General features: G+C 55.3%; 19 protein-coding genes. 8 read left to right on the top strand and 11 right to left on the bottom strand.

The window, feature by feature from the left end; all coding sequences use genetic code 11:
- Positions 1 to 81: 81 nt before the first annotated feature.
- Positions 82 to 1,239 carry a GTP cyclohydrolase II gene (ribA, locus tag JF44_RS0118060; protein WP_033070667.1) on the bottom strand — a complete coding sequence of 386 codons (1,158 nt, stop codon included), beginning with the start codon at positions 1,237 to 1,239 and terminating at the stop codon, positions 82 to 84.
- 378 nt (positions 1,240 to 1,617) lie between these two features.
- Between ribA and JF44_RS0118055 the strand changes: the two genes are divergently transcribed.
- Complete coding sequence (locus tag JF44_RS0118055; RefSeq protein ID WP_033070334.1) at positions 1,618 to 2,307, top strand: response regulator transcription factor; 690 nt, start codon at positions 1,618 to 1,620, stop codon at positions 2,305 to 2,307.
- 226 nt (positions 2,308 to 2,533) lie between these two features.
- Here the strand turns inward: JF44_RS0118055 and JF44_RS0118050 are convergent, their stop codons facing one another.
- A complete protein-coding gene (locus JF44_RS0118050; RefSeq protein WP_052066028.1) occupies positions 2,534 to 3,229 on the bottom strand; it encodes a YggS family pyridoxal phosphate-dependent enzyme in 696 nt (231 codons plus the stop codon).
- A gap of 79 nt (positions 3,230 to 3,308) precedes the next feature.
- Here JF44_RS0118050 and JF44_RS0118045 point away from each other — a divergent pair, with 79 nt between their 5' ends.
- The gene (locus tag JF44_RS0118045) at positions 3,309 to 3,941 is read left to right on the top strand and encodes a thiamine phosphate synthase (protein ID WP_052066027.1); all 633 of its coding nucleotides are present in this window, start codon (positions 3,309 to 3,311) and stop codon (positions 3,939 to 3,941) included.
- 38 nt (positions 3,942 to 3,979) lie between these two features.
- Positions 3,980 to 5,200 (top strand): glycosyltransferase family 9 protein, encoded by a 1,221-nt coding sequence (locus tag JF44_RS0118040; protein ID WP_033070333.1) that lies wholly within the window; start codon positions 3,980 to 3,982, stop codon positions 5,198 to 5,200.
- A 97-nt stretch (positions 5,201 to 5,297) separates the two neighbouring features.
- On the opposite strand, the gene JF44_RS0118035 is transcribed toward JF44_RS0118040, so the two are convergent.
- Entirely contained in the window at positions 5,298 to 6,332 is a 1,035-nt protein-coding gene (locus JF44_RS0118035; RefSeq protein WP_033070332.1) for a porin, read from the bottom strand.
- 534 nt (positions 6,333 to 6,866) lie between these two features.
- A complete protein-coding gene (locus JF44_RS0118030) occupies positions 6,867 to 7,904 on the bottom strand; it encodes a porin (protein ID WP_033070331.1) in 1,038 nt (345 codons plus the stop codon).
- A gap of 251 nt (positions 7,905 to 8,155) precedes the next feature.
- Here JF44_RS0118030 and JF44_RS0118025 point away from each other — a divergent pair, with 251 nt between their 5' ends.
- The 4 genes from JF44_RS0118025 to holA are packed head-to-tail and all read left to right on the top strand — an operon-like array spanning position 8,156 to position 10,994.
- Positions 8,156 to 8,722 (top strand): DUF3576 domain-containing protein, encoded by a 567-nt coding sequence (locus tag JF44_RS0118025; protein WP_033070330.1) that lies wholly within the window; start codon positions 8,156 to 8,158, stop codon positions 8,720 to 8,722.
- A gap of 29 nt (positions 8,723 to 8,751) precedes the next feature.
- Positions 8,752 to 9,414: a hypothetical protein gene (locus JF44_RS0118020; RefSeq protein ID WP_033070329.1), complete on the top strand. Its 663-nt coding sequence runs from the start codon at positions 8,752 to 8,754 to the stop codon at positions 9,412 to 9,414.
- Positions 9,411 to 9,917 (top strand): LPS assembly lipoprotein LptE, encoded by a 507-nt coding sequence (lptE, locus tag JF44_RS0118015; RefSeq protein WP_033070328.1) that lies wholly within the window; start codon positions 9,411 to 9,413, stop codon positions 9,915 to 9,917. The genes JF44_RS0118020 and lptE overlap by 4 nt, the downstream gene beginning before the upstream one ends.
- A 45-nt stretch (positions 9,918 to 9,962) precedes the next feature.
- Positions 9,963 to 10,994, top strand: coding sequence for a DNA polymerase III subunit delta (gene holA, locus JF44_RS0118010; protein WP_033070327.1), 1,032 nt, complete (start codon positions 9,963 to 9,965; stop codon positions 10,992 to 10,994).
- A 259-nt stretch (positions 10,995 to 11,253) separates the two neighbouring features.
- Here holA and JF44_RS0118005 read toward each other — a convergent pair whose 3' ends face one another.
- The 7 genes from JF44_RS0118005 to JF44_RS0117975 form a co-directional block, all read right to left on the bottom strand.
- Positions 11,254 to 12,441: a ParB/RepB/Spo0J family partition protein gene (locus JF44_RS0118005; RefSeq protein WP_033070326.1), complete on the bottom strand. Its 1,188-nt coding sequence runs from the start codon at positions 12,439 to 12,441 to the stop codon at positions 11,254 to 11,256.
- Positions 12,438 to 13,280, bottom strand: coding sequence for a ParA family protein (locus tag JF44_RS0118000; protein WP_156111718.1), 843 nt, complete (start codon positions 13,278 to 13,280; stop codon positions 12,438 to 12,440). Before JF44_RS0118000 ends, JF44_RS0118005 begins: the two co-directional genes overlap by 4 nt.
- On the bottom strand, positions 13,277 to 13,978 hold the full coding sequence (gene rsmG, locus JF44_RS0117995) for a 16S rRNA (guanine(527)-N(7))-methyltransferase RsmG (RefSeq protein ID WP_238318495.1): 702 nt from the start codon (positions 13,976 to 13,978) through the stop codon (positions 13,277 to 13,279). The genes JF44_RS0118000 and rsmG overlap by 4 nt, the downstream gene beginning before the upstream one ends.
- 262 nt (positions 13,979 to 14,240) lie before the next feature.
- A complete protein-coding gene (gene mnmG / locus JF44_RS0117990) occupies positions 14,241 to 16,145 on the bottom strand; it encodes a tRNA uridine-5-carboxymethylaminomethyl(34) synthesis enzyme MnmG (RefSeq protein ID WP_033070325.1) in 1,905 nt (634 codons plus the stop codon).
- A gap of 141 nt (positions 16,146 to 16,286) precedes the next feature.
- A complete protein-coding gene (gene mnmE / locus JF44_RS0117985) occupies positions 16,287 to 17,660 on the bottom strand; it encodes a tRNA uridine-5-carboxymethylaminomethyl(34) synthesis GTPase MnmE (RefSeq protein ID WP_033070324.1) in 1,374 nt (457 codons plus the stop codon).
- A gap of 665 nt (positions 17,661 to 18,325) precedes the next feature.
- Entirely contained in the window at positions 18,326 to 18,649 is a 324-nt protein-coding gene (locus tag JF44_RS0117980) for a (2Fe-2S) ferredoxin domain-containing protein (RefSeq protein ID WP_033070323.1), read from the bottom strand.
- A gap of 4 nt (positions 18,650 to 18,653) precedes the next feature.
- The gene (locus JF44_RS0117975; protein WP_033070322.1) at positions 18,654 to 18,917 is read right to left on the bottom strand and encodes a DUF6489 family protein; all 264 of its coding nucleotides are present in this window, start codon (positions 18,915 to 18,917) and stop codon (positions 18,654 to 18,656) included.
- A gap of 285 nt (positions 18,918 to 19,202) precedes the next feature.
- Here JF44_RS0117975 and JF44_RS0117970 point away from each other — a divergent pair, with 285 nt between their 5' ends.
- The gene (locus JF44_RS0117970; protein ID WP_033070321.1) at positions 19,203 to 21,242 is read left to right on the top strand and encodes a thioredoxin domain-containing protein; all 2,040 of its coding nucleotides are present in this window, start codon (positions 19,203 to 19,205) and stop codon (positions 21,240 to 21,242) included.
- Positions 21,243 to 21,259 lie beyond the last annotated feature (17 nt).

Raw genomic sequence — 21,259 nt, 5'->3', positions numbered from 1 at the left:
GCGATGCTCTTGCCTGTCGGAATCTTCTGCCGGGTATGGATCAAAACTGCCAACCCAAGCATGCGGTTCGGTGCAGGTTGGCTAGAACAAATGCCCGGCCCGGTCTTTCTTGGTCTGAAGATAAAATTCGTTGTGACCATTGGACGGGAATTTATGGGGAACCCGTTCCGAAACCTTAACGCCCCAGTTTTCCAACCCTGTTAGCTTTTGCGGATTGTTGGTCAGCAACCGAACCGTTTCAAAGCCCATTTGACGCAGCATTTCAGCCGCCGGGCGATACACCCGTTCATCGGCGTCAAAGCCGAGTTCCTCGTTGGCATCAAGGGTATCAAATCCGCGATCCTGAAGCGCATAGGCACGCAGCTTGTTCACAAGCCCGATGCCACGCCCTTCCTGACGCAGATACAAAACAATGCCGCCCTGCCCGCTTTTGGCAATTTCCGAAATGGCCCCGCGCAATTGCGGCCCGCAATCACAGCGCAACGATCCGATCAGATCGCCGGTGAAGCATTCTGAATGCAACCGGATCAGGGCCGGTTTGTCCTTGGCCGGTTCATCGATGACGATGGCAAGGTGTTCCTGCCCGCCATCTTCGGGACGGAAGGCAATCACGGTGACATTTTCGGCATCTTCAAGCGGAACACGCGCTTCGCTGACCTGACGCAAGGATGCCGCCGAGGCGTTTTCATATCCATTGATGCTTTCGGATTGCAAAACCAGAAGATTCTGCGACCGCGCAAGGTTTTCCAGCTGATCGGCCTGTACGGGTACGGTCACAACCGCAGGCAGCAACCGGGCAAGTTTGGCCAAACGAATCGCTGCATTTTCCGCCATGCTTACCGTGCGCCAATCCCCATCGGGAAGCACATCAAGATCAAGCAACGGGTTGGCGATTTCGCCCAAGCGGTTGGCATCAATACCGGTTTGCGGCGCACAGACAAAGGCGACAAACGGGTCATCCTTACTTGATCGTCCAAGCGACTTGGCCCGCACACGGGGAATGACAATCGCCGGGGCGACGTCATTGCGTGCGATGTCACACAAACGTTCAAGGCCATGTTGCGACAGTGGCTCTGCGGCGATCACGGCGACATTGTGTGTTTCACCGTCATGATGGCCCTGAACCAGAATGATCTCGCCACGGCGCAGGTCTGCCACGGCGCGGGAAACTGTCACCAGATCGGTCGCCGGAATCAGATTGCTGTCATTTTGGGCCGTCACGGCAGAGCTTTGGGTCATCGGCATCTTGTCTTTATGATCACAACATCGCGATCCGGTGGCTATTGGGCTGGAAACGCACCCGATTTAATTCATATAACCGCACGGGTAGGAGATACCTGTTTGGCCGAGATGCGCAAAATCGCAGGAAGATGCGCATCTTTCAAGATTTTACGACATGCCTTGCAGACAAATCGTTCCTGACCGTAATCCGGGTCCGGCGCACGTTAAAGGGCCAAGGTGAAAACAGTTTGTTCTTGAAAATACACTTTAAGATGCGGATCCTAGAATTTATATGGCGGGCCTGACCGTGAAGTTCCAGAAAATCAGGCCGGAAAAACAACGCCAGACGCAGATCCAATATATAGACGGGATCTGACAAGCAGCAAGGGATGGTGAATGTCGACAGGTAAACAGGTTCTTGTAGTTGAGGATGACGCAGCCCTCAGCCAGTCTTTGACCGAACAACTCAGACTTCATGAGGACTTCGAATGTATCGTGGCCAACAGTGGCAAGGACGCGCTTGATGCTGCCAAGGAGTCCTATTTTGACGTAATCCTGCTTGATGTCGGCCTGCCCGACATGGACGGGCGCGATGTCTGCAAGCTGATGCGACGCGCAGGTGTCAAATCACCGATCATCATGTTGACCGGGGCCAACAGCGATTCCGACACCATTCTTGGGCTTGAATCCGGGGCCAATGACTATGTCACCAAGCCGTTCCGCCTGAATGTGCTGCTTGCGCGCATTCGCGCCCACATCCGACAACACGAACAAAGCGAGGATGCGGTCTTTGTCATTGGGCCCTACAGCTTCCAGCCAAGTGCCAAAATCCTGATTGAAACCACGACCGAGAAAAAAGTCCGCCTGACCGAAAAGGAAACCTCGATCCTGAAATTCCTGTTCCGGGCTGGCGATAAACCCGTGACCCGCGAAACACTTCTGGACGAGGTCTGGGGCTATAACGCCGGTGTCACCACCCATACGCTGGAAACCCACGTATACCGCCTGCGCCAGAAAATCGAAAAAGATCCGTCAAACGCGGCCATCCTGATCACCGAACCGGGCGGTTACCGACTGATACCCTGAGGGGCCGGTGTTTTCGAACGATTCCAAAAAAATCCCGTTTCGGCGGGATTTTTTTGTCACAAACCTTTGTGGTTTCCGTCTATGACATCGGGCCGGATTATCCACAAACCTTGAACAAACATAAAATTCGCGAAAAAAGCGCAATTTCTGCCCTAAAACCCGGCAAATTACATAATCACGCCAATAAACGGCACTTTTGGGTGGAAATATCGGCTTTTTTTGACTTTTAATAGCCTCGGGACCCAAAAATTGCCGTCCCAACCCGCACATGGGTTGCCCCAAACCGGATTGCGGCCTCGTAATCCCCGCTCATGCCCATGCTTTTGATTTTCAAACCATGGCGATCAGCAATCTTGCCCAACAGGCTAAAATGCGGGGCCGGCTCTTCATTCACCGGCGGGATGCACATCAGGCCCTTGATCGGCAGATCAAGTTCTTCGCGGCACATCTTGATGAAATCATCCGCATCCTTTGGCGCAATTCCGGCCTTTTGTTCTTCTTCGCCGGTATTGATCTGAATGAACAGATCCGGACACATCCCGGTTTTATCGCGATGCTTGGCCAGCGCATTGGCAAGCTTCGGCCGATCAACAGTTTCGATCACATCAAAAAGCGCGACCGCATCCTTGACCTTGTTTGTCTGAAGCGGCCCGATCAGATGCAATTCAATATCGGGAAATTCCGCACGCAATCCCGGCCATTTTCCCGCCGCTTCCTGAACGCGGTTCTCGCCAAACACCCGTCTGCCATCCAAAGCCGCCTTGCGCACATGATCAGCACCATGGTTCTTGCTGACACAGACCAGCGTCACATCCTTCGGGTCCCGTGTGACGGCCGCGCATGCCGTATTGATATTGCTCTGGATTTCGGCAAGGTTGTTGGCAACATCGGTTTTGTCAGATGACAGATCAGGTTGGCTCATAAATGATGTTCCTTCGTCGGTAACGCAGCCGGGCACGGCGGATCGCAGCAGGTATAACCGCCAAATCGGGAGTGTATCAATGGATAAGGCCCTGTTAAAGCAGGCACGCAACCTCAATCGGCGCAATGGCGGTACCAACGGCCCTTTTCCGCCGATTGTGCTCATGACCGATGATCAAAGATTGCCCGAGCCCGAATGTGCTATCCGCGCCCTGCCCCGCGACAGCATGGTAATTTTTCGCCATTACGATCATCCGGCGCGCGCAACGCTGGGAGCGCACCTACGCGCCATTTGCCGGACGCGTGCCATCCCGTTTCTGGTCGCCAATGACGTTTCACTGGCACTGAAACTCGATGCCGATGGTATTCATTTCCCCGAATACCGCGCCCTGACCGACCCCGGTATTTACGGACGACTCACCGACCACCTTCTGCGAACCTCCGCCTGCCATCATGCCCATACCCTCCGCCGTCTTGCGCAATTGCCACGGCAAAGCCGCCCTGATGGTGTCCTGATGTCGCCGGTCTTCCCGACCCAAAGCCATCCGGGCAGCGCACATCTTGGATTACAGCGCCTTTCGGAAATGAGCCAGCTGTGTCTGACCCACAACATGCAGCCGATCGCCCTTGGCGGCATTCATGGCGGAAATGTCGGCTCATTGCGCACTTGTGCTATTGCGTCCGTGGCAGGGATCGGGTTTTCTGTCGGCTGATCGTCAAACAAAACCTCCCGCTTAGGGTCAAGGACCGAATGCCCCACAACTTGCATCCCGCACGCAAGAAATTCACCCGCTTTGCGTCCAAGAAACCGTTTCAATTCGGCCTGCCCAATGTCAGTCCGGCACTTGGACAAAGTTCGGACGGCAGCCCGATTTATCTGACGCGGGCCAATTCGCTGTTGCGACGCCAGGGGCTTGCAACTGCACCCGGGGTAAAAATCAAGTCTGATGCCTTCCGGCCACAGGTTCTGCCGCGCGCGCTTTGGCCCGAAACCGACTTTGCACAAAGATCCGTGCTGTTTTTGATCCCCGATGATGCATTGGGCGATTGTGTTGGCATGGTTTTGTTTTTACGCGCCTTCCGGCAACGCTACCCTGCGGCACGATTAGGGGTTTTAAACAGTGCCAGTGCCTCTGATCTGTTTGCCACGATGGATCAGATCGCGATCTTTCAGCTTTTCATTTCATCAAAGCAACTTGCCAGCTTTGATACCGTGATTGATCTGAGCGAAATGGAAGGTTGGGAAACGATTGACCGCATGCCCGTCAATCCCGAAGAGGCGCTTTGCACGGCATTTGACCTCGCCCCCGTCAACTTGCCGACGCGTGCGCCCGTCCTTAAACCGGCGATGAACATTGCGATCCTGCCGATGGCCTCATCACCTTTGCGCAGCCTGCCGCCCGCACTGGTCAACCAGATGGTGGCCCTTCTGGGCAAGGCGGGGCACAAGGTCACAGTCAGTCTGAATGCCTATCAGGGCGTCATGAAGAAGTATAAAAGCAGTCTTGATCTCGGCGCGAAGGCCAATATTGCAGTAATTGACGGTTTCAAGACCATTGGCGAACTTACTGCATTTATCGCCGATCAGGATTATGTCGTTCTGGCCGATAGTGGTCCGGCCCATATCACCAAGCTGTTTCAGACACCAGGATTGGCGATTTACACATCCGCATCCGGGGACGTCCTGCAAGGCAGGCATCGTAATTTGCACCGCTGGCAAAGCCGGTATACGGGGGAATTCTGTAGCGCACCCTGCGGACTGGCAAAACTTCGCGCCAGTGCGGATGGCAAGATCGGCTGCATGGGCAGTCTGGAACTTCCCTTTGATGCGCTAGGTGATCTCCCGACACAAAGCAACAAAGCCATCGCCGAGCGACTGACCATCGACGCCCCGGTTCCCTGCGTTGCGCAGCTGCTCACTGAACAAAAAGACATTCTCGGCGTGTTGCACAGCGACCTGAAGCTTCCCTGAAACAGTCGATCAGCTCACAAATTGCGCTCCTGCCCCGAACAAAAAAGAAGGAGGCGATTTCTCGCCTCCTTCAAACTTGTCATCAAATTCCAAAGAATTAGAAGGACAGAGCCAGACCGGTAACTGCGCCATAGCCGTCATTGTCGGCGATGTTCGCGCTATCAGCTTCGTCATCAAACCAGAAGATCGACGATTTCCAGGTCACGCCGGCACCAAGGGTATAGGCAAGGCCAAGATCAACCGTGCTGATTTCGCCAGTGGTGGTGGTGTCGCCGTCTTCACGGTTGCCGTATTCAGCATAACCATAGGTAAGCGAGACAGAGGCTGCGTCCATCGCATAGGAAACGCCAATGTCATAGCTGTCGGTATCGCCAGCAGTTGTCGAACCTTCACCCTGTGCATAATCGTCTTCGATGTGGCCCCAAGAAGAACCAACTACGAAGTTACCGAAACCAACGGTGGCACCAAGGCCGTACCAGTTGCCTTCAGCCCAGTTTTCGCCAGTAGCAGATACACCAACGGACACACCGTCGAAATCATGGTTAAATTCGATACCGGCAGAAACGATGTTATCGCCGTCACCATCGGTTCCGTTGTAACCGCCCGATCCGTTACGCTGGCTGTCATCTGCATAGGATGCGCCGAGGCGGAAGCCGCCGAAGACCGGGGTATAGTAGGTAACGCGGTTTTGGTCGCCACTCGACGGGACGGTATCGATCAGATAAGCGTCAACCCAGTTTGTCAGGTCGCCGTCGTTAACACCAACCGGACCGACAGACGGTGCAGTAACGCCCATGGAGTCTGCTGCGCTGTCATCTTTACCAAGACGAACCTGACCAAAGCCACCGGTCACATACAGATACTGTTCGTCGATCTGGTCGCCAGAGGTTTCACCTTCGAGTTCGATCTTCGCACCAACTTCGATGCCATTGTCGAGCGTGGTCGAACCAGCGAAGTGAACTTCGGTGTCGGACTGGAAGGCGTTTTTGGATTCGCCAACATCCTGATCGGCAACACCGGCCCACTGTTCCATGTAACCGCCAACTTCAAGCTGGATCGGCTCGGAAGCCTGTGCTGCACCGGCAAAACCAGCAGCAACGAGTGCGCTGGAAGCAAAAAGAATCTTTTTCATCTTAACCCTCAATAGAATGACGTTTTGGGACGAAGGGTTTGAACCGAGCGACCCCTCGTTCTGCCAAGGGCGATAAAGCCAATTAAATGACGTCTGGTCAATTATAATAAATGACCACAAGTTATTTAAATGGCGCAATGTTGCATTTTTGGCACACATTCTTCCTGTTTGCGTGGTGTATACCCGTCGAGTTTTTTTGTTTAATAGTCATTAATCACTGGATTATTCATCGCGCTGACTTCAAACTATATATTAATAACCTTTGGTCATTAATTGGCGAAAAGCCAAAATTGTAATTGTGACCGCACTCGATATTGCAGGAACACCTGCGGACAAGGACGGAATTTTATTTCGCAACACCGGACTGGCGTCGCTCAACGGACAGCCTTGCCAGTCAGCAACAACAGTCCGAAAACAGTTTCCACGCGTCAGTTGCATAAGGAGGCGCGACGGCCCCATAAACCGAAGCGCAGACAAAAAAGAAGGGGGTGGAAAATCCACCCCCTTCAATTTTTCAACTAAACCCGAAAGGGATTAGAAGGACAGTGCGAGGCCGGTAACAGCACCGTAACCATCGTTGTCGGTACCGCCGGATGCGTCACGCTCGTTGTCGAACATGAAGACCGAGGACTTCCAGGTTACGCCAGCACCGAGCGTGTAGCTCAGGCCGAGGTGGAGGTTCGAAAGCGAATCTTCGGCAGTTGCCGAACCAGCTTCGTCTTCACCGTAGAAGTAGGTCAGGGTTACGGTTGCGGCATCCATTGCATAGCCAACACCGAAGTCATAACCAAATGCATCGCCGTTGGTTGCGTTGTCTGCACCATCAAGGTATTCGCTGTTCGCGGCACCATAGGAACCACCAACGGTGAATGCGCCGAAGCCTACGTTTGCACCAACATGGTAGTTACGACCATCGTCGCCGTCGCCTTCAGCCATACCGGAAACTTTAACCGAAACAGCGTCGAAATCGCCGCTGTATTCTACACCAACACCGTAGCGTGCATCGCCACCGGTTGCTTTGTCAGCATGTTCCGAGGTGTCGTCATCGGTGTAAGAAACACCAGCGCGGAAACCGCCGAGAACCGGGGTGTAGTAGGTGACTTTCTTGGCATCGCTGTAACCATAGATGTTCGCGGTTACGTTGGTGTCAGAGGTGTTGATGTTGACCCAGCTTGCGAGGTCACCATCCTGTGCATTAACCGGACCGGTCGACGGAGCAACGGTCAGCATGTCGGTCTGAACACCGTCTTCCTGGCCGAGTTTGACCTGGCCGAAACCACCGTTGATGTACAGGTACTGTTCGTCAACCTGGCTACCGTCTGATTCTTCACCTTCGAGTTCGATTTTTGCACCGACTTCAATGCCGTTATCCAGCGTGGTGGAACCAGCGAAGTGAACTTCGGTGTCGGACTGGAACGCATTGTAGGACTCATATGCGTCGTCCTGATCGGCAACACCGGCCCACTGTTCCATGTAACCACCTACGGACAGGCTGATCGGCTCAGAAGCCTGAGCTGCGCCTGCGAAACCAACAGCGACGAGTGCGCTGGAAGCTACCAGAATCTTTTTCATCTTTTCCCTCAACGTCTTTGCATGCGCTTTTGCGCCACAAGATAATTTGGACAGCTTTTGCCGCCCGGTTCGGGAAGGATGGAGCCACTAATTACCGGCGACGTCAACCAATGCTGTGATCAAAAAGGCACATTGCCGTTAAACTGTTGCAGAAAAAGCACACCAGTTTTCTTTGCTCGCAGACCAATTCCCTCCTATATTCGCTTCAATACGTAACGTTCACCCATCGCAAATTTGTCTAAAGGCCGGAAATGGTACCCTTTTCTCCGCTCAAATCCCTGATTACAGGCGCAAGCCTCACGCTGATTTTGGCCGGCTGTTCATACGGGACTGTCGATTATGATCAGTTTCCCGGGTCCGCAAACACCGATGAACGTGTAAACGGACGCACCATGACCCGTGCCGACGAACAAGAACGTGGTGGCCTGTTCGGATCAGATGGTCTGAACATTTTTGGCGGCGAAGATGGCCAGCAAGGTGGTGGATCTGGCATCGGTGTGAACAGTTTCCTGTGGCGTGCCACCCTTGATACCCTGTCCTTCATGCCGCTTAATTCTGCGGATCCGTTTGGCGGGGTGATTATTACTGATTGGTACAGCCCTGCGGAAACACCCGATGAACGTTTTAAGCTGACAGCCTATATTCTGGGCACGGCACTACGTTCAGACGCAATCAAGGTTTCTGTTTTCCGTCAGGTCAGCGTGGGACCAAACCAGTGGCAGGACGCCGTGGTTGAGCCGGGAACCGTCGTATCCATGGAAGATGCGATCCTGACCCGTGCACGCCAGTTGCGCATCGACAGTGCAACTGCCCAATAGAACGGGATGCACTAAACCTGCTCCAGGCAATGACCAAAGACACACGATATATATCGCCTGAATTTAACCCCCACACGCTTCAACGTGACTGGGGGTTAATTCTGCGCCGCAATCGACCGGAAATCTTTGAAGCTGCCTCTGGAAACCTCAGTTCACTGCGGGCCACACTCTTTCAATCCGTCCAACGGCAGGTTGTGCCCGCCAACACACAGCCATCCTCGCCAGCCGTACCCTCCAAAGTAACCACTGATAATTTGCCAAATCAAAGTGACCAGCTCTGTTGGAACGTCGGCTTTGACATCACATCACTTGCGCTTTTGGCCGATGTTCCGGTCCATCGCCCGATTCACCTGACGCAGAACAGTCTGATAGGCCATTGGAGGTGGTTGCGCGAACTATGGCGGTATTGCGCCAACCGTGCCCCTGCTGCGCACGTAAACCCGACGAGCCCTAGTGCCCCAACCCCGGTCACCGACGCCCTTCTTAGCGGTAAAAACAATCTGGCCATCGCCCAGCTGCGCAGCCAATTCAAACAGCTTGAAGCTGCACCACGGGACCTGGCGCTTTACCATTCTTTTCTTGCCAACCTAACTCTGTTTTGCCCTTTTATCGGAACCGAACTATTGTGGCGCCAAGGCCTCGTTAAACGAGAGCTTGTCAATACATCCCAAACAGAAGGCACGACCGAATGAAACTGCGCGCGGTTTTTCCGATTTTCGCCCTTGTTGCCGTTACAACGCTCAGCGCCTGCGGGTTTCGCCCGCTCTATGCAACGGCCGGTGACGATTATCAAACTGCGGCGAACATGGCGCGCGTTAATGTCGCACTGATCAATGACCGTGTCGGTCAGGTCACCCGCAATGCCCTGATTGAAACGCTCACGCCACGCGGACAAAGCCAAAGTCCGCTCTATGATTTGCAAGTCTTGCTTGATGAATCAACCAGCGAACAGGGTTTCACCAAAGATAACGAAGCCACCATTGCGGATTATTTGATCACTGCGAATTACCAGCTTGTCCGAAAATCCGATGCCTTGGTCTTGCGCAAGGGCACTTTAAGGGTCAGAACCAGTTACAATATTGTCGATTCGGACTTCGCCAGCATCGAAGCAGAAGCCGCCGCACAGAGCGATGCGGCGCGTAATCTCGCGCAGCAACTTGCCAATCAGGTTGCAATTGGCCTTCGCTCACAATAACCCGCCGTTGATCGACAGCATCTTTCAGAACACTCAAGGCAAATCATGAAGCTCAAGGCCGCCCAGGTTGAAAATTTCTTGCGGGCCCCGGATGCCAAAGCCCAGCTGGTTCTGATTTACGGCGAAGATGAAGGTCTGGTGCGCGAACGTGCCATTCATCTTGCCAAAACCGTGGTTGATGACCTCAAAGACCCCTTCCGGGTGATTGAACTTGGCATTCCCCAGCTTAAGGAAGATGCCGGCCGTCTGCGTGACGAGGCTGCTGCCATGAGCTTCGGGGGAGGCCGCCGCGTAATACGACTCCGCGACATTGGCGAGGCACAGGCCCCCCTTATCGCAGATTTCCTTGCCGATCCTGCGGGCGATGCGCTTATTGTCATTGAAGCCGGAAGCCTTCCGACTCGCTCCAAGCTAAGACAAGCGGTCGAAAAGGCCGGCAACGGCATGGCGCTTCCCTGCTATGCCGATAGCGGCCGGGATATCGAAGCCCTGATCCGGTCAATCATGGAAGAACACAAACTGCGCATTGACCGCGATGCAACCAGCTATCTGGTTGCCAATCTCGGCTCGGACCGCATGATTTCACGAAGCGAGCTGGAAAAGCTCGCGCTTTATGCACTGAAAGAAGGTCAGGTCACCCTGGCAGATGCCATGGCCTGTGTCGGTGACAGTTCAGCACGCCACTATGACGATGTCATTCAGGCGGTGTCACAGGGCAATGTGGTTAATCTCGATGCTGCGCTCACCCGCCTAGTCGAAGAGGGCCTCAACCCGGTCGGGGCACTTCGCATGATGATCAGCTATTTTCAGAAACTGCATCTGGTCAAGGGCCAAGTGTCCCAGGGTGCCAATGCCGATCAGGCGATGAAATCACTTCGCCCGCCCCTGTTTTTCAAGGCCGCCGATCAGTTCCGCGCCAACCTTAACAACTGGGCGGTCAACAATCTTCAGCGTGCCCTGCAAATCCTGCTGGAAGCCGAAAAGGACTGCAAAAGCGGCCTGGCAATCCCTGAAACCATCGCCCATCGCGCCATGATCAAGGTCGCGGTTGCCCGCCAGAAGCAAGGCCGGCGCTAGAGTAATTTCTTCCGTTCCACATGTGCCTATTTGTGCACGGTTGCTGTGGGAATATGCTTCAAGAAAGCAGGCATACCGCGAGATGCGACATGCCTGCAAAGATCAAGGCTCTTCAAGGCACCAACACGCCAAGGCTCAGATACTTCTTAAAGGATCCGCTTCACCTCGACCGATCCTTTTCGCGCCATGGTTCTTTCTTCTTTCAGCTTCTTGAGCTGATCGATCTTTTTGCGATCCAGATCTTTCATACTGGTTTTTCTTACGGCTTTTTTCCGGTGCTGTCGGTCACCTCCGCAAGCACATCCTCATCAACTTTTTCTTGCTCGATCGGGATGTCGCCTTCGGGCTCCTCATCGGTGCCAAGCGACTCGTCGGGCAATTCAGGTGCTCCCTCATCGACAATATCGGCAATCGATTCGAGCTCTGCGGTCAACGCATCGTCGTCATCATCTTCGATAAACATCGAATCGAATTCGTTTTCGTCGCCTTGTCCCGAGTCGTCGACAGCCTCATCCTCGCCAAGCACATCGGCCTTGCCATGGGTCAGACGCTGCAGGATGTCATCGAGCTGCTCAAGCGTTTCATAGCGGATGGAGATTTTACCCGCCGCCCCGTCAAAGTCGATATTGACCGCCAGCCCCAACATGTTGCTAAGGTCACGCTCCAGAGCCACTGTATCTGGGTCTTTTTCCGAGGATGCACCACCCGAGGACCGCTTGGGACGCGATGCCTTGCCGCCGTCGGTTTTAACAAGCTTTTCCGCCTGACGAACATTCAGGCCCTTTTTGACAATCTGGCCAGCAAGCTCGACTGCGTTATCTGCGCCAAGCAGCGCACGCGCATGGCCGGAGCTTAAAACCTTGTCAGACAGCATCTGCTTGATCGGTGCCGGAAGCCCCAAAAGACGCAAGCTATTGGCAATGTGGCTTCGGCTTTTACCCAATGCCTGACCAAGCGCTTCCTGCGTGTGGGAAAACTCGCTCATCAGGCGGTTATAACCTTCTGCCTCTTCAAGCGGCGACAGATCCTGACGTTGCAGGTTTTCGATCAGGGCGATTTCAGCGGTTTCGCGATCATCAAACTCGCGCACCAGAACCGGTACTTCATGAAGCTGTGCGCGCTGTGCCGCCCGCCAGCGCCGTTCCCCGGCAATGATTTCGTATGTCGTTTCGCCCGTGGAAGACGCCCGCACCAAAATCGGCTGAATGATGCCCTTTTCGCGAATCGACGCCGCAAGGTCATCAATGGCATCATCGTCAAAGTTGCTGCGCGGCTGGAAGGGCGATGGCCGCAGATCGGTAATCGCAATCAGTTGGGTCGTACCGCCGGGTCCGGGATGCACAACGCTCGTGTCATCACCACTGGCGGCAACCGCAACTTCTTCGTCTTCTTCGCCAAGAAGTGCAGACAATCCCCTGCCCAAGCCGCGTTTCTTTGCATCACTCATGCTTTAACCCCTTCGCGTTTCAGGACTTCGCTTGCAAGATTCAAATAGGCCCGCGATCCCGGGCACTTCATGTCATAAACCAACACCGGCGCACCATGACTGGGGGCTTCTGAAACACGCACATTGCGCGGAATGACCGTGCGGTACACCACATCCCCGAAATAATCACGGACATCATTGGCGACCTGGGCCGACAGGTTGTTGCGCTTGTCATACATGGTCAGGACAATGCCCTGAATCTCAAGATTCGGGTTGAACGCCTTCTTGACCCGTTTGATGGTCCGCACCAGATGGCTGACCCCTTCAAGGGCAAAGAACTCACATTGCAACGGTACCAGCACCGCGTCTGACGCCACCAATGCGTTTAACGTCAGCAGCCCCAAAGACGGCGGGCAATCAATCAAAACGTAATCAACATCATGCGGCAACTTGCCGAGTGATTCTTTCAGCTGCGTTTCGCGGCGTTCAAAATCAACCAGTTCAATCTCGGCCCCCGAAAGATCCATGCCAGACGGCACGATGCTGAGCCGCGGAATAGAGGTTTCCTTGCGTGCCTCTTCCAGGGTATTGCCGTTGATCAACACATCATAAGAGCTGATCTCGCGCTCTGACGGGCGCAGGCCAAGGCCCGTGCTGGCATTGCCCTGCGGGTCAAGATCAACAATCAAAACCCGTTGGTTCACAGCCGCCAGTGCGGTTGCCAGATTGATCGTCGTCGTGGTTTTACCCACCCCGCCCTTCTGGTTGGCCACGGCGATGATGCGTGGGCGATGTGCTTCGCCCCCGGATTTGGCACCGTCAGACTTGGTCGAAAGCGGTAAATCAATAACATCCGTCACCGGCCCACTCCTTTTAAGATCATCACCACACCCTCCGGGTCTACCAGGCTGGCGTGCGTGGTTACATCAAATGTCCAACCAGCGTCGCGTGCGTCCGCCAGCTCATCCTCAAAGGCACGTCCCTTCAGCAGCACATAGTGGCCGCCGTCTTTTAGATGTCGCGCACCAAGCTCAAGCAACTTTGGCAAGGGGGCAAAGGCGCGCGCGGTAATAACGTCTGCTTGTCGCGCCGGAGCCATTTCGATTCGCTCCCGTGCGACCTCTGTCTTATCCAATACGCCGCACACGCGGGCGGCTTCCATCAGGAAGACGGTTTTCTTGGTGTTGGATTCCATCATCGTCACGCTCTGTGCGCCCAAGATGGCAAGGACAACGCCCGGAAATCCGGCACCGGAGCCGAAATCAACGATTTTTCCCATCGCAGCGACATCCTGCAGATACGGCCAAAGCTGCGCAGAATCCTGTAAATGACGTCCCCAAACGTCTTCTGCCGTGCTGGCGCCAACGATATTGATGCGCGGTTGCCATTTAACGACAAGGTCTGCGTATTGGCTCAAGCGGTCCAATGTTTCACGTGAAACACTCAAATCGCGTTCAAACCATGTTTTTATGGGTTCGGAAATGGATTGCATAAATGATTTATACGACCAGTTTGAAAAACACACCAGCCTTGATTTTTGCAGTTTGTCATTTTTCACCGCTTCGGATGCGATAAAATCAGAAAAATATCCTGCAATGTTTCACGTGAAACATTCGTGGCGACCATCCCCGTGATCCCCTCACCCGCTGTTCGGGAACCGATCAAACCAGCAGCCCAACCAACCGGCAACTCGATAAGCGGGGATCGAAAACGGCGGTCCACCTGACGTCCCCGGTGTTCTCGCATGGTACGCCAAAGCAAAACGCCCGGCTGAGGGTTCAGACCGGGCGTTCAAATTCAGGATAGTTTTGGTCGTCAGATCAAGCCGTCTTGCTGGCCTTGTTCGCTGCCATGTGCTTATGGCTTTTGATATGGCCAAGCAATGCGGTTACGGCGGCGGGTGTCACCCCGGGGATACGTGATGCCGCGCCGATGGTTTCCGGTTGAATTTCCTGAAGCTTCAAACGGATCTCCGCAGACAGTCCCCCGACCGCATCGAAATCAAGTCCGCGTGGCAGACGTAATTCCTCATCCCGGCGGAAGGCGGCAATGTCGGCTGCCTGTCGATCAAGGTAACCCTTGTACTGGGCATCAATCGCCACCTGCTCCTGGATCGCCGGGTCAAGCTCTGCCAGTTGGGGCCAGACCGCGGTCAAGGTTTCAAAACTGATTTCGGGATAAGCCAGCAGGTCATAGGCGCTGCGGCGTACCCCATCAAGGTTGATCTTGATGCCAAATTTCGACAAGGCATTCGGGGTCTCTGCCAGACCGGAGACTTCCGCCTTGGCAGCCTCCAGTGCGGTTTTCTTGTCGCCCCAAACCTGTTCACGCATCGCGGCGACGCAGCCGATCTCAAGACCACGATCGGTCAGACGCTGATCGGCATTATCCGCACGCAGCATCAATCGATACTCCGCACGCGAGGTAAACATGCGATAGGGTTCGCGGGTGCCAAGGGTGACAAGGTCATCGATCATCACCCCGATATAGGCATCGGCCCGATCAAGGATAAATTCACGTTCCCCCCCATCAGCCACCAACGCCGCATTCACCCCGGCAATAAGCCCTTGACCTGCTGCCTCTTCATAGCCGGTGGTACCATTGATCTGCCCGGCAAAGAAGAGTGCACCGACCTTTTTGGTTTCCAGCGTATGGCGCAGCTCACGCGGATCAACGAAGTCATATTCCACCGCATAACCCGGACGGAAAATCTCGACCTTCTCAAGTCCCGGAATGGTGGCCAGCATCGCAAGCTGCACATCCTCGGGCAGCGAGGTCGAAATGCCGTTCGGATAGACCGTCGGGTCATCGAGCCCTTCTGGCTCAAGGAAAATCTGATGCTGGTTTTTCTCGGCAAAGCGCACGACCTTGTCTTCAATCGACGGACAATACCGCGGGCCGCTGCTTTGGATCTTGCCGCTATACATCGGCGCACGATCAAGATTGGCGCGGATGATTTCGTGGGTTGCCTCTGTCGTCCAGGTCAGGTGACAGGGAATTTGCGGTACCGTGATTTCGCGGGTCAAGAAGGAAAACGGTTCCGGCGGGGTATCGCCCGGCTGTTCCTGCAAGCTGGCCCAATCGATGGTCCGGCCATCAAGGCGGGCCGGTGTGCCAGTTTTTAAACGTCCTAATCGGAAATCATATTTTGCCAGTGTGTCAGAAAGACCTGTCGATGGGGCATCGCCCATGCGGCCAGCCGGTTCGGATTTTTCACCGATATGAATAAGCCCGTTCAGGAAGGTGCCCGTGGTCAGCACCACCGCCCCGGCGCGATATTCGCGACCGTCACCGGTGATGACACCAGCCACACGGTTGTGGTCATCAATGATCAGATCTTCCACACCGCCTTCAAGGATGGTGAGGTTTTCCTGATCAGCCAGGATATCCTGAACCGCCTGACGATAGAGCTTGCGATCTGCCTGGGCGCGTGGCCCGCGAACAGCCGGCCCCTTGGAGCGATTAAGCATGCGGAACTGAATACCCGCCCGGTCAATGGCCCGGCCCATCACACCGTCAAGCGCATCGACTTCGCGCACCATATGCCCCTTGCCCAGACCACCGATGGCCGGGTTGCACGACATTTCCCCGATGCGATCAGCACGGTGCGTGACCAGCGCGGTCGCGGCCCCCATGCGTGCAGCGGCAGCAGCGGCTTCACACCCAGCATGGCCACCACCAACAACAATCACATCAAAACGGTTATTTGGCACGTTCTGTGACATCGAATTCCTCACTCAATCCCCGCGATCAATCCGGCGGGTTTGAACCTTGTCTGGTTCGAATAGGCTTATGCGGTCAATCTTGTGACCAATGTTTCACGTGAAACAATCGACGGGTTGAAGTCTAACGACTATTCCCTGACCCTATTTGCCGATACAGAAATCCCCGAAGATAATATCGAGCAAATCTTCCACATCGACACGTCCGGTAATCTTGCCGATTTCGCGCACGGCAAGGCGTACATCCTCTGCCGCAAGTTCGGCGATATCGGTCTGCAATCCACGATCCAGATGATCGCTGGCACTTTCCAGTGCCCGCCGGTGCCGCAGCCGTGTCAAAGGCACGGGCCCGGCAAAATCGAGCCCCTCTTTTACGCGAGTCTCCAGCAGTTGCAAGAGGGTTTCCATCCCCTGCCCGGTCATGGCCGATATGGCCAAAACGCGAAGCTCAAGACCATCGCCTTCAACCGAAGCGCCCCGCCAGACATCAGGGATATCAGCAAGCGTTGCGTCATCGACCTTATTGATCAGGATCAGGGTCTTTTCATCAATCAGGCGGGCGGCTTCGGGATCAATATTGGGCCAGTCATCGTAATCAACAACAACCAGACGCAGGTCGGCATTCTCTGCGCGCTCTGTCGCACGGCGCACACCCTCGGATTCAATCACATCACCGCTTTCGCGCAGGCCCGCGGTATCAACCATGGTAACCGGAAAGCCACCCAGATCCAGATGGACTTCGATCATGTCGCGTGTGGTCCCGGCGATCTCGGAAACGATGGCCGCATCGCGCTGGGCCAGCCGATTAAGCAGGCTTGATTTCCCGGCATTGGGCGCGCCCAGGATCACGATCTGAAACCCTTCGCGCAGCCGTTCCCCACGGCGGTTATCGGCCAGATGTTTTTTGATCTCGCCAAAGACGCCGACCAGATCCCCGCGCACCACCGGCACGATCCCGTCGGGCAGGTCTTCATCGGGGAAATCAATATCGGCCTCGATATGGGCCAATGCCTTCATCAAGCGTTTCCGCCACCCTTCGTAAAGCGTGCCCAACTCGCCCGCCATCTGGCGCACCGCCTGACGGCGCTGGGCTGCGGTTTCGGCATCAATCAGATCGGCAATGCCTTCGGCCGAGGTCAAATCCATCTTGCCGTTTTCAAAGGCGCGCCTGGTATATTCCCCCGGGTCGGCAACCCGCAATCCATCCTGACGCGACAGGCAATCGAGCACCCCTTCGATCACCGCCCGACCGCCATGAACATGCAGCTCAACCACGTCTTCACCGGTAAAGCTTGCCGGACCAGCAAAATAGATCGCCACCGCATCATCAAGACGTTCGCTAGACTGAGGATCACGGATCGGCGCATAGACCGCATGGCGCGCCGCAGGCAGCGTTTCGCGCCCCAGAAGCGCACAAAGGGTCGGCCCGGCCAACGGCCCGGACAGCCGGATCACCGCAACCCCGGCACGTCCCGCGCCGGAAGACAGGGCAAAGATGGTTTCTCGGCTTGCAATCATGGTTGGTCCGTATCCGTTCGTTTGGTGGATGTGCTTCTGGCAGAGGATATCGTTCAGACAGCGCCAAAGGTCAACATACGGCTTAAAATACCAACAGGGCTTTAATGCGCCCTATGTTGGTTGGGCCGGTCTTTTGGGCCGCCATGCCCACTGCATTACCCCGTCATGGTCCATGGACCCCCGCCTGCGCGGGGGTGACGGGTAACGCAGCGTGAGGCGCGGGCGGCGGTATCGGGAGGGCATCTGGAGGACATCGCCATTGCTGTTACCGCAAAGAAAGTATCCAGAACGCCCTCATGTCTGGATATTCGGCGAACGCGACAATCCCCAAATCCCGTCACGCCCGCGCAGGCGGCATTTATCGACGCTGCAAAGCCCCCCGTCAGCTACGCAAGCATGCAAATCAGGTATTGGATGGGCTTTCGCTGTAAGGCGCGCGCAGAGCATCGCCGTTGTTGTTACCTTAAAACAGGCATCCCGAACGCCCTCATGTCTGGATATCTGGCGAACACGACAATCCCCAAGGCCGTCATGCCCGCGCAGGCGGGCATCCATCTAGGTTACAATGACCGCCCTTTAAGGGTCGCAGCCGGGCATCTGCCAACAGCGCATAACAAACCGGCCACGCGGGTATTGCGGGCCGCCGGTTAGTTTGAAATCGATGCTTATTGATCAGGCGTAAGCTGCAATCGTTCGACCACCTGCCCGCCGATCAGATGGTCATTGAGGATCGTATCAATGTCTTCCATCGTATCAACGCGGTACCAGGTGCCTTCGGGATAGACCACCATTACCGGCCCCAATTCACAGCGATCAAGACAGCCCGCAGTATTGATCCGGGTCATCGGCAGGCCAAGCTCCTTGGCCCGGACCTTCATATAATTGCGAAGTTTGGTTGCGCCCTTGGAGTTGCAGCAGCCGCGTTCATGGCCGCTTGGGCGTTCGTTCTGACAGACAAAAACATGTGCCTGATAGTAGTGGTCTGCCAATTGCTCAGTCCTTTTCTCCGCTGGCTTTGCCCTGCCCCTGCGGACCGTTGAACTGGCCCCAGAAGGCCTTTTGCAACTGTTCCCAGTTCTGAATGCCCTGTGGCAGCCAGGTATTGAACATGCTTTCCGGGTCCATCGCCGCAAGGTTGGCTTTCATGCGGTCTTCGATTTCCTGCATCATTGCCTTTTGCATCGGCTGAACATCAGGAAGACCAAAGAAGGTCCGTGCCTCTTCCGGGGTGCAATCAATGTTCACGGTTACTTTCATCGCCCTGATCTCCTGCTTCTTTTGTGTTTTTCGGGTCGTGCTGTCTTTACTTTGGCCGCCTCAAGGCCACCACTCATACCATATGGTACCCAAGGTCTGGCGGCGAGCCTCAAGTTTTACACTATTGCGATAAAAGAATCCCGCCATTTGCCTTTATGAATGATGGCGTTACCCTTAGGATCAAGACCTGAAAAGGGTTGCCAGCACCAAGGACTGGCGCGTGATCACGGATTACGCCACCGAAAATCATAAAGCCGTCCGAAAATGGAGGGCACTGGATACGTCATGGAACTCGCACAGAACAATCTTGGTTCGGAAACCAGCCCCTATCTTCTGCAACACCGCGACAACCCGGTGCATTGGCAACCCTGGAGCACGGATGTGCTTGCAGCAGCCAAGGCAGCAAACAAGCCGATCCTGCTTTCGGTGGGCTATGCAGCGTGCCACTGGTGCCATGTCATGGCCCACGAAAGCTTTGAAGATGACGAGATGGCCGGGCTGATGAACGACCTGTTCATCAACATCAAGCTCGACCGCGAAGAACGCCCGGATCTGGACGCGCTGTATCAGAATGCGCTGGCCCTTCTGGGGCAACAGGGCGGCTGGCCGCTGACCATGTTTTTAACCCCGGACGGCGAGCCGTTCTGGGGCGGCACCTATTTCCCCAAGGAAGCGCGCTATGGCCGACCGGGATTTGGTGATGTGCTGAAAACCGTTGCCAAGATTTACGCCGAAAAACCCGATGACGTGCGCCACAATGTCAGCCAGATTTCCAATGCGCTGATCAAAATGAACAGTGCCGCCATCGGTTCGGTCCCGAGCCTTGAGGTCATTGATCGTTGCGGTCATGGCTGCCTGCAGATCATGGACGGAGAAAATGGCGGTACGTCCGGTGCGCCGAAATTCCCGCAGCCCAGCCTGCTGTCCCTGCTTTGGCGGACGGGGGTTCGAACAAACGACAAAGATTTGCAGCGCATCGTCACCCACAGCCTTGATCGCATGTGCCAGGGCGGGATTTATGATCATCTGGGCGGCGGTTTTGCCCGTTATGCGGTTGATGACCAGTGGCTGGTGCCGCATTTCGAAAAGATGCTTTATGACAATGCACAACTGATTGATTTGATGTGCGATGTCTGGCGGGTGGATGCCAATCCGCTTTATGCCAAGCGGGTCGAGGAAACCATCACCTGGATCTTGCGCGAAATGCGCATCACCGGCGGGGCCTTTACCGCAAGCCTTGATGCCGACAGCGAAGGGGTTGAAGGCAAATTCTATGTCTGGTCCGAGGCCGAGATTGACCAGATCCTGGGTAGCGATGCGGACTTGTTCAAGAAATTCTATGACGTTTCGCCCTCTGGTAACTGGGAAGGCACCACGATCCTGAACCGCACTGCATCGGGATTGGCGCTTTCTGATGAGGCGACCGAAGCAAAGCTTGCCGACCTGCGTACCAGGCTTTTATCTGAACGCGCCAAACGCATCCGTCCGGGCTGGGATGACAAGGCCCTGACGGACTGGAATGCCATGACGATAGCAGCCTTTGCCGAGGCGGCCATGACCTTCCACCGTGCGGACTGGCTTGATTATGCCAAGCTCGCCTATGGCTTTGTCACCAATACCCTGATGGATGGCGACCGCTTCCTGCACAGTTACCGCGATGGCCGGGTCCAGCATGCCGGCATGCTTGAAGACTACGCCCATATGATCCGCGCAGCCCTTCGGCTTTATGAATGCTTTGGCGTGGATGCCTACCTTAATGAGGCCATCCGGTGGTCGGAAACGGTCGAAACCCTATTTGCCGATGCCAAGGGCGGTTATTTCCAGTCCGCGTCTGATGCCAGCGATCTTGTGGTGCGCCAGAAACCCTTCATGGATAACGCCGTGCCATCGGGCAATGCGATCATGGCCCAGAATCTGGCAAAGCTTTATGCCCTGACCGGGGACACCAAATACCGTGATCAGGCCGAAATCACCCTATCGGCCTTTAGCGGAAGGGTTACGGAACAGTTCCCGAACATGCCGGGGCTGCTGCTGGCGGCGGAAATGCTACAAAACCCGGTGCAGATCGTGCTGATTGCCAAGGATCGCAGCCAGACTTATCTTGAGATGCGGCGCGCCATCTTCGGCCGTTATCTGCCAAACCGGGCGATCACGATCCTGTCTGATGGCGATGCCCTGCCCGATGGCCACCCGGCCCAGGGCAAAACCGCGATTGACGGCAAAGAAACCGCCTATGTCTGTCAGGGACCGGTCTGTTCCGCCCCGGTGACAAGCGTGGACGCCCTGTCGAAACTGCTGGCAGAGCTTCCTGCCACCGCCGCCTGAACCCACTGAAAGCGCGA

Source organism: Thalassospira australica, assembly GCF_000763295.1.
GTDB classification, from domain to species: Bacteria; Pseudomonadota; Alphaproteobacteria; order Rhodospirillales; family Thalassospiraceae; genus Thalassospira; species Thalassospira australica.
The sequence above is the reverse complement of the archived record's forward strand: the minus strand, read 5'-3'. Positions and strand labels throughout refer to the sequence as shown.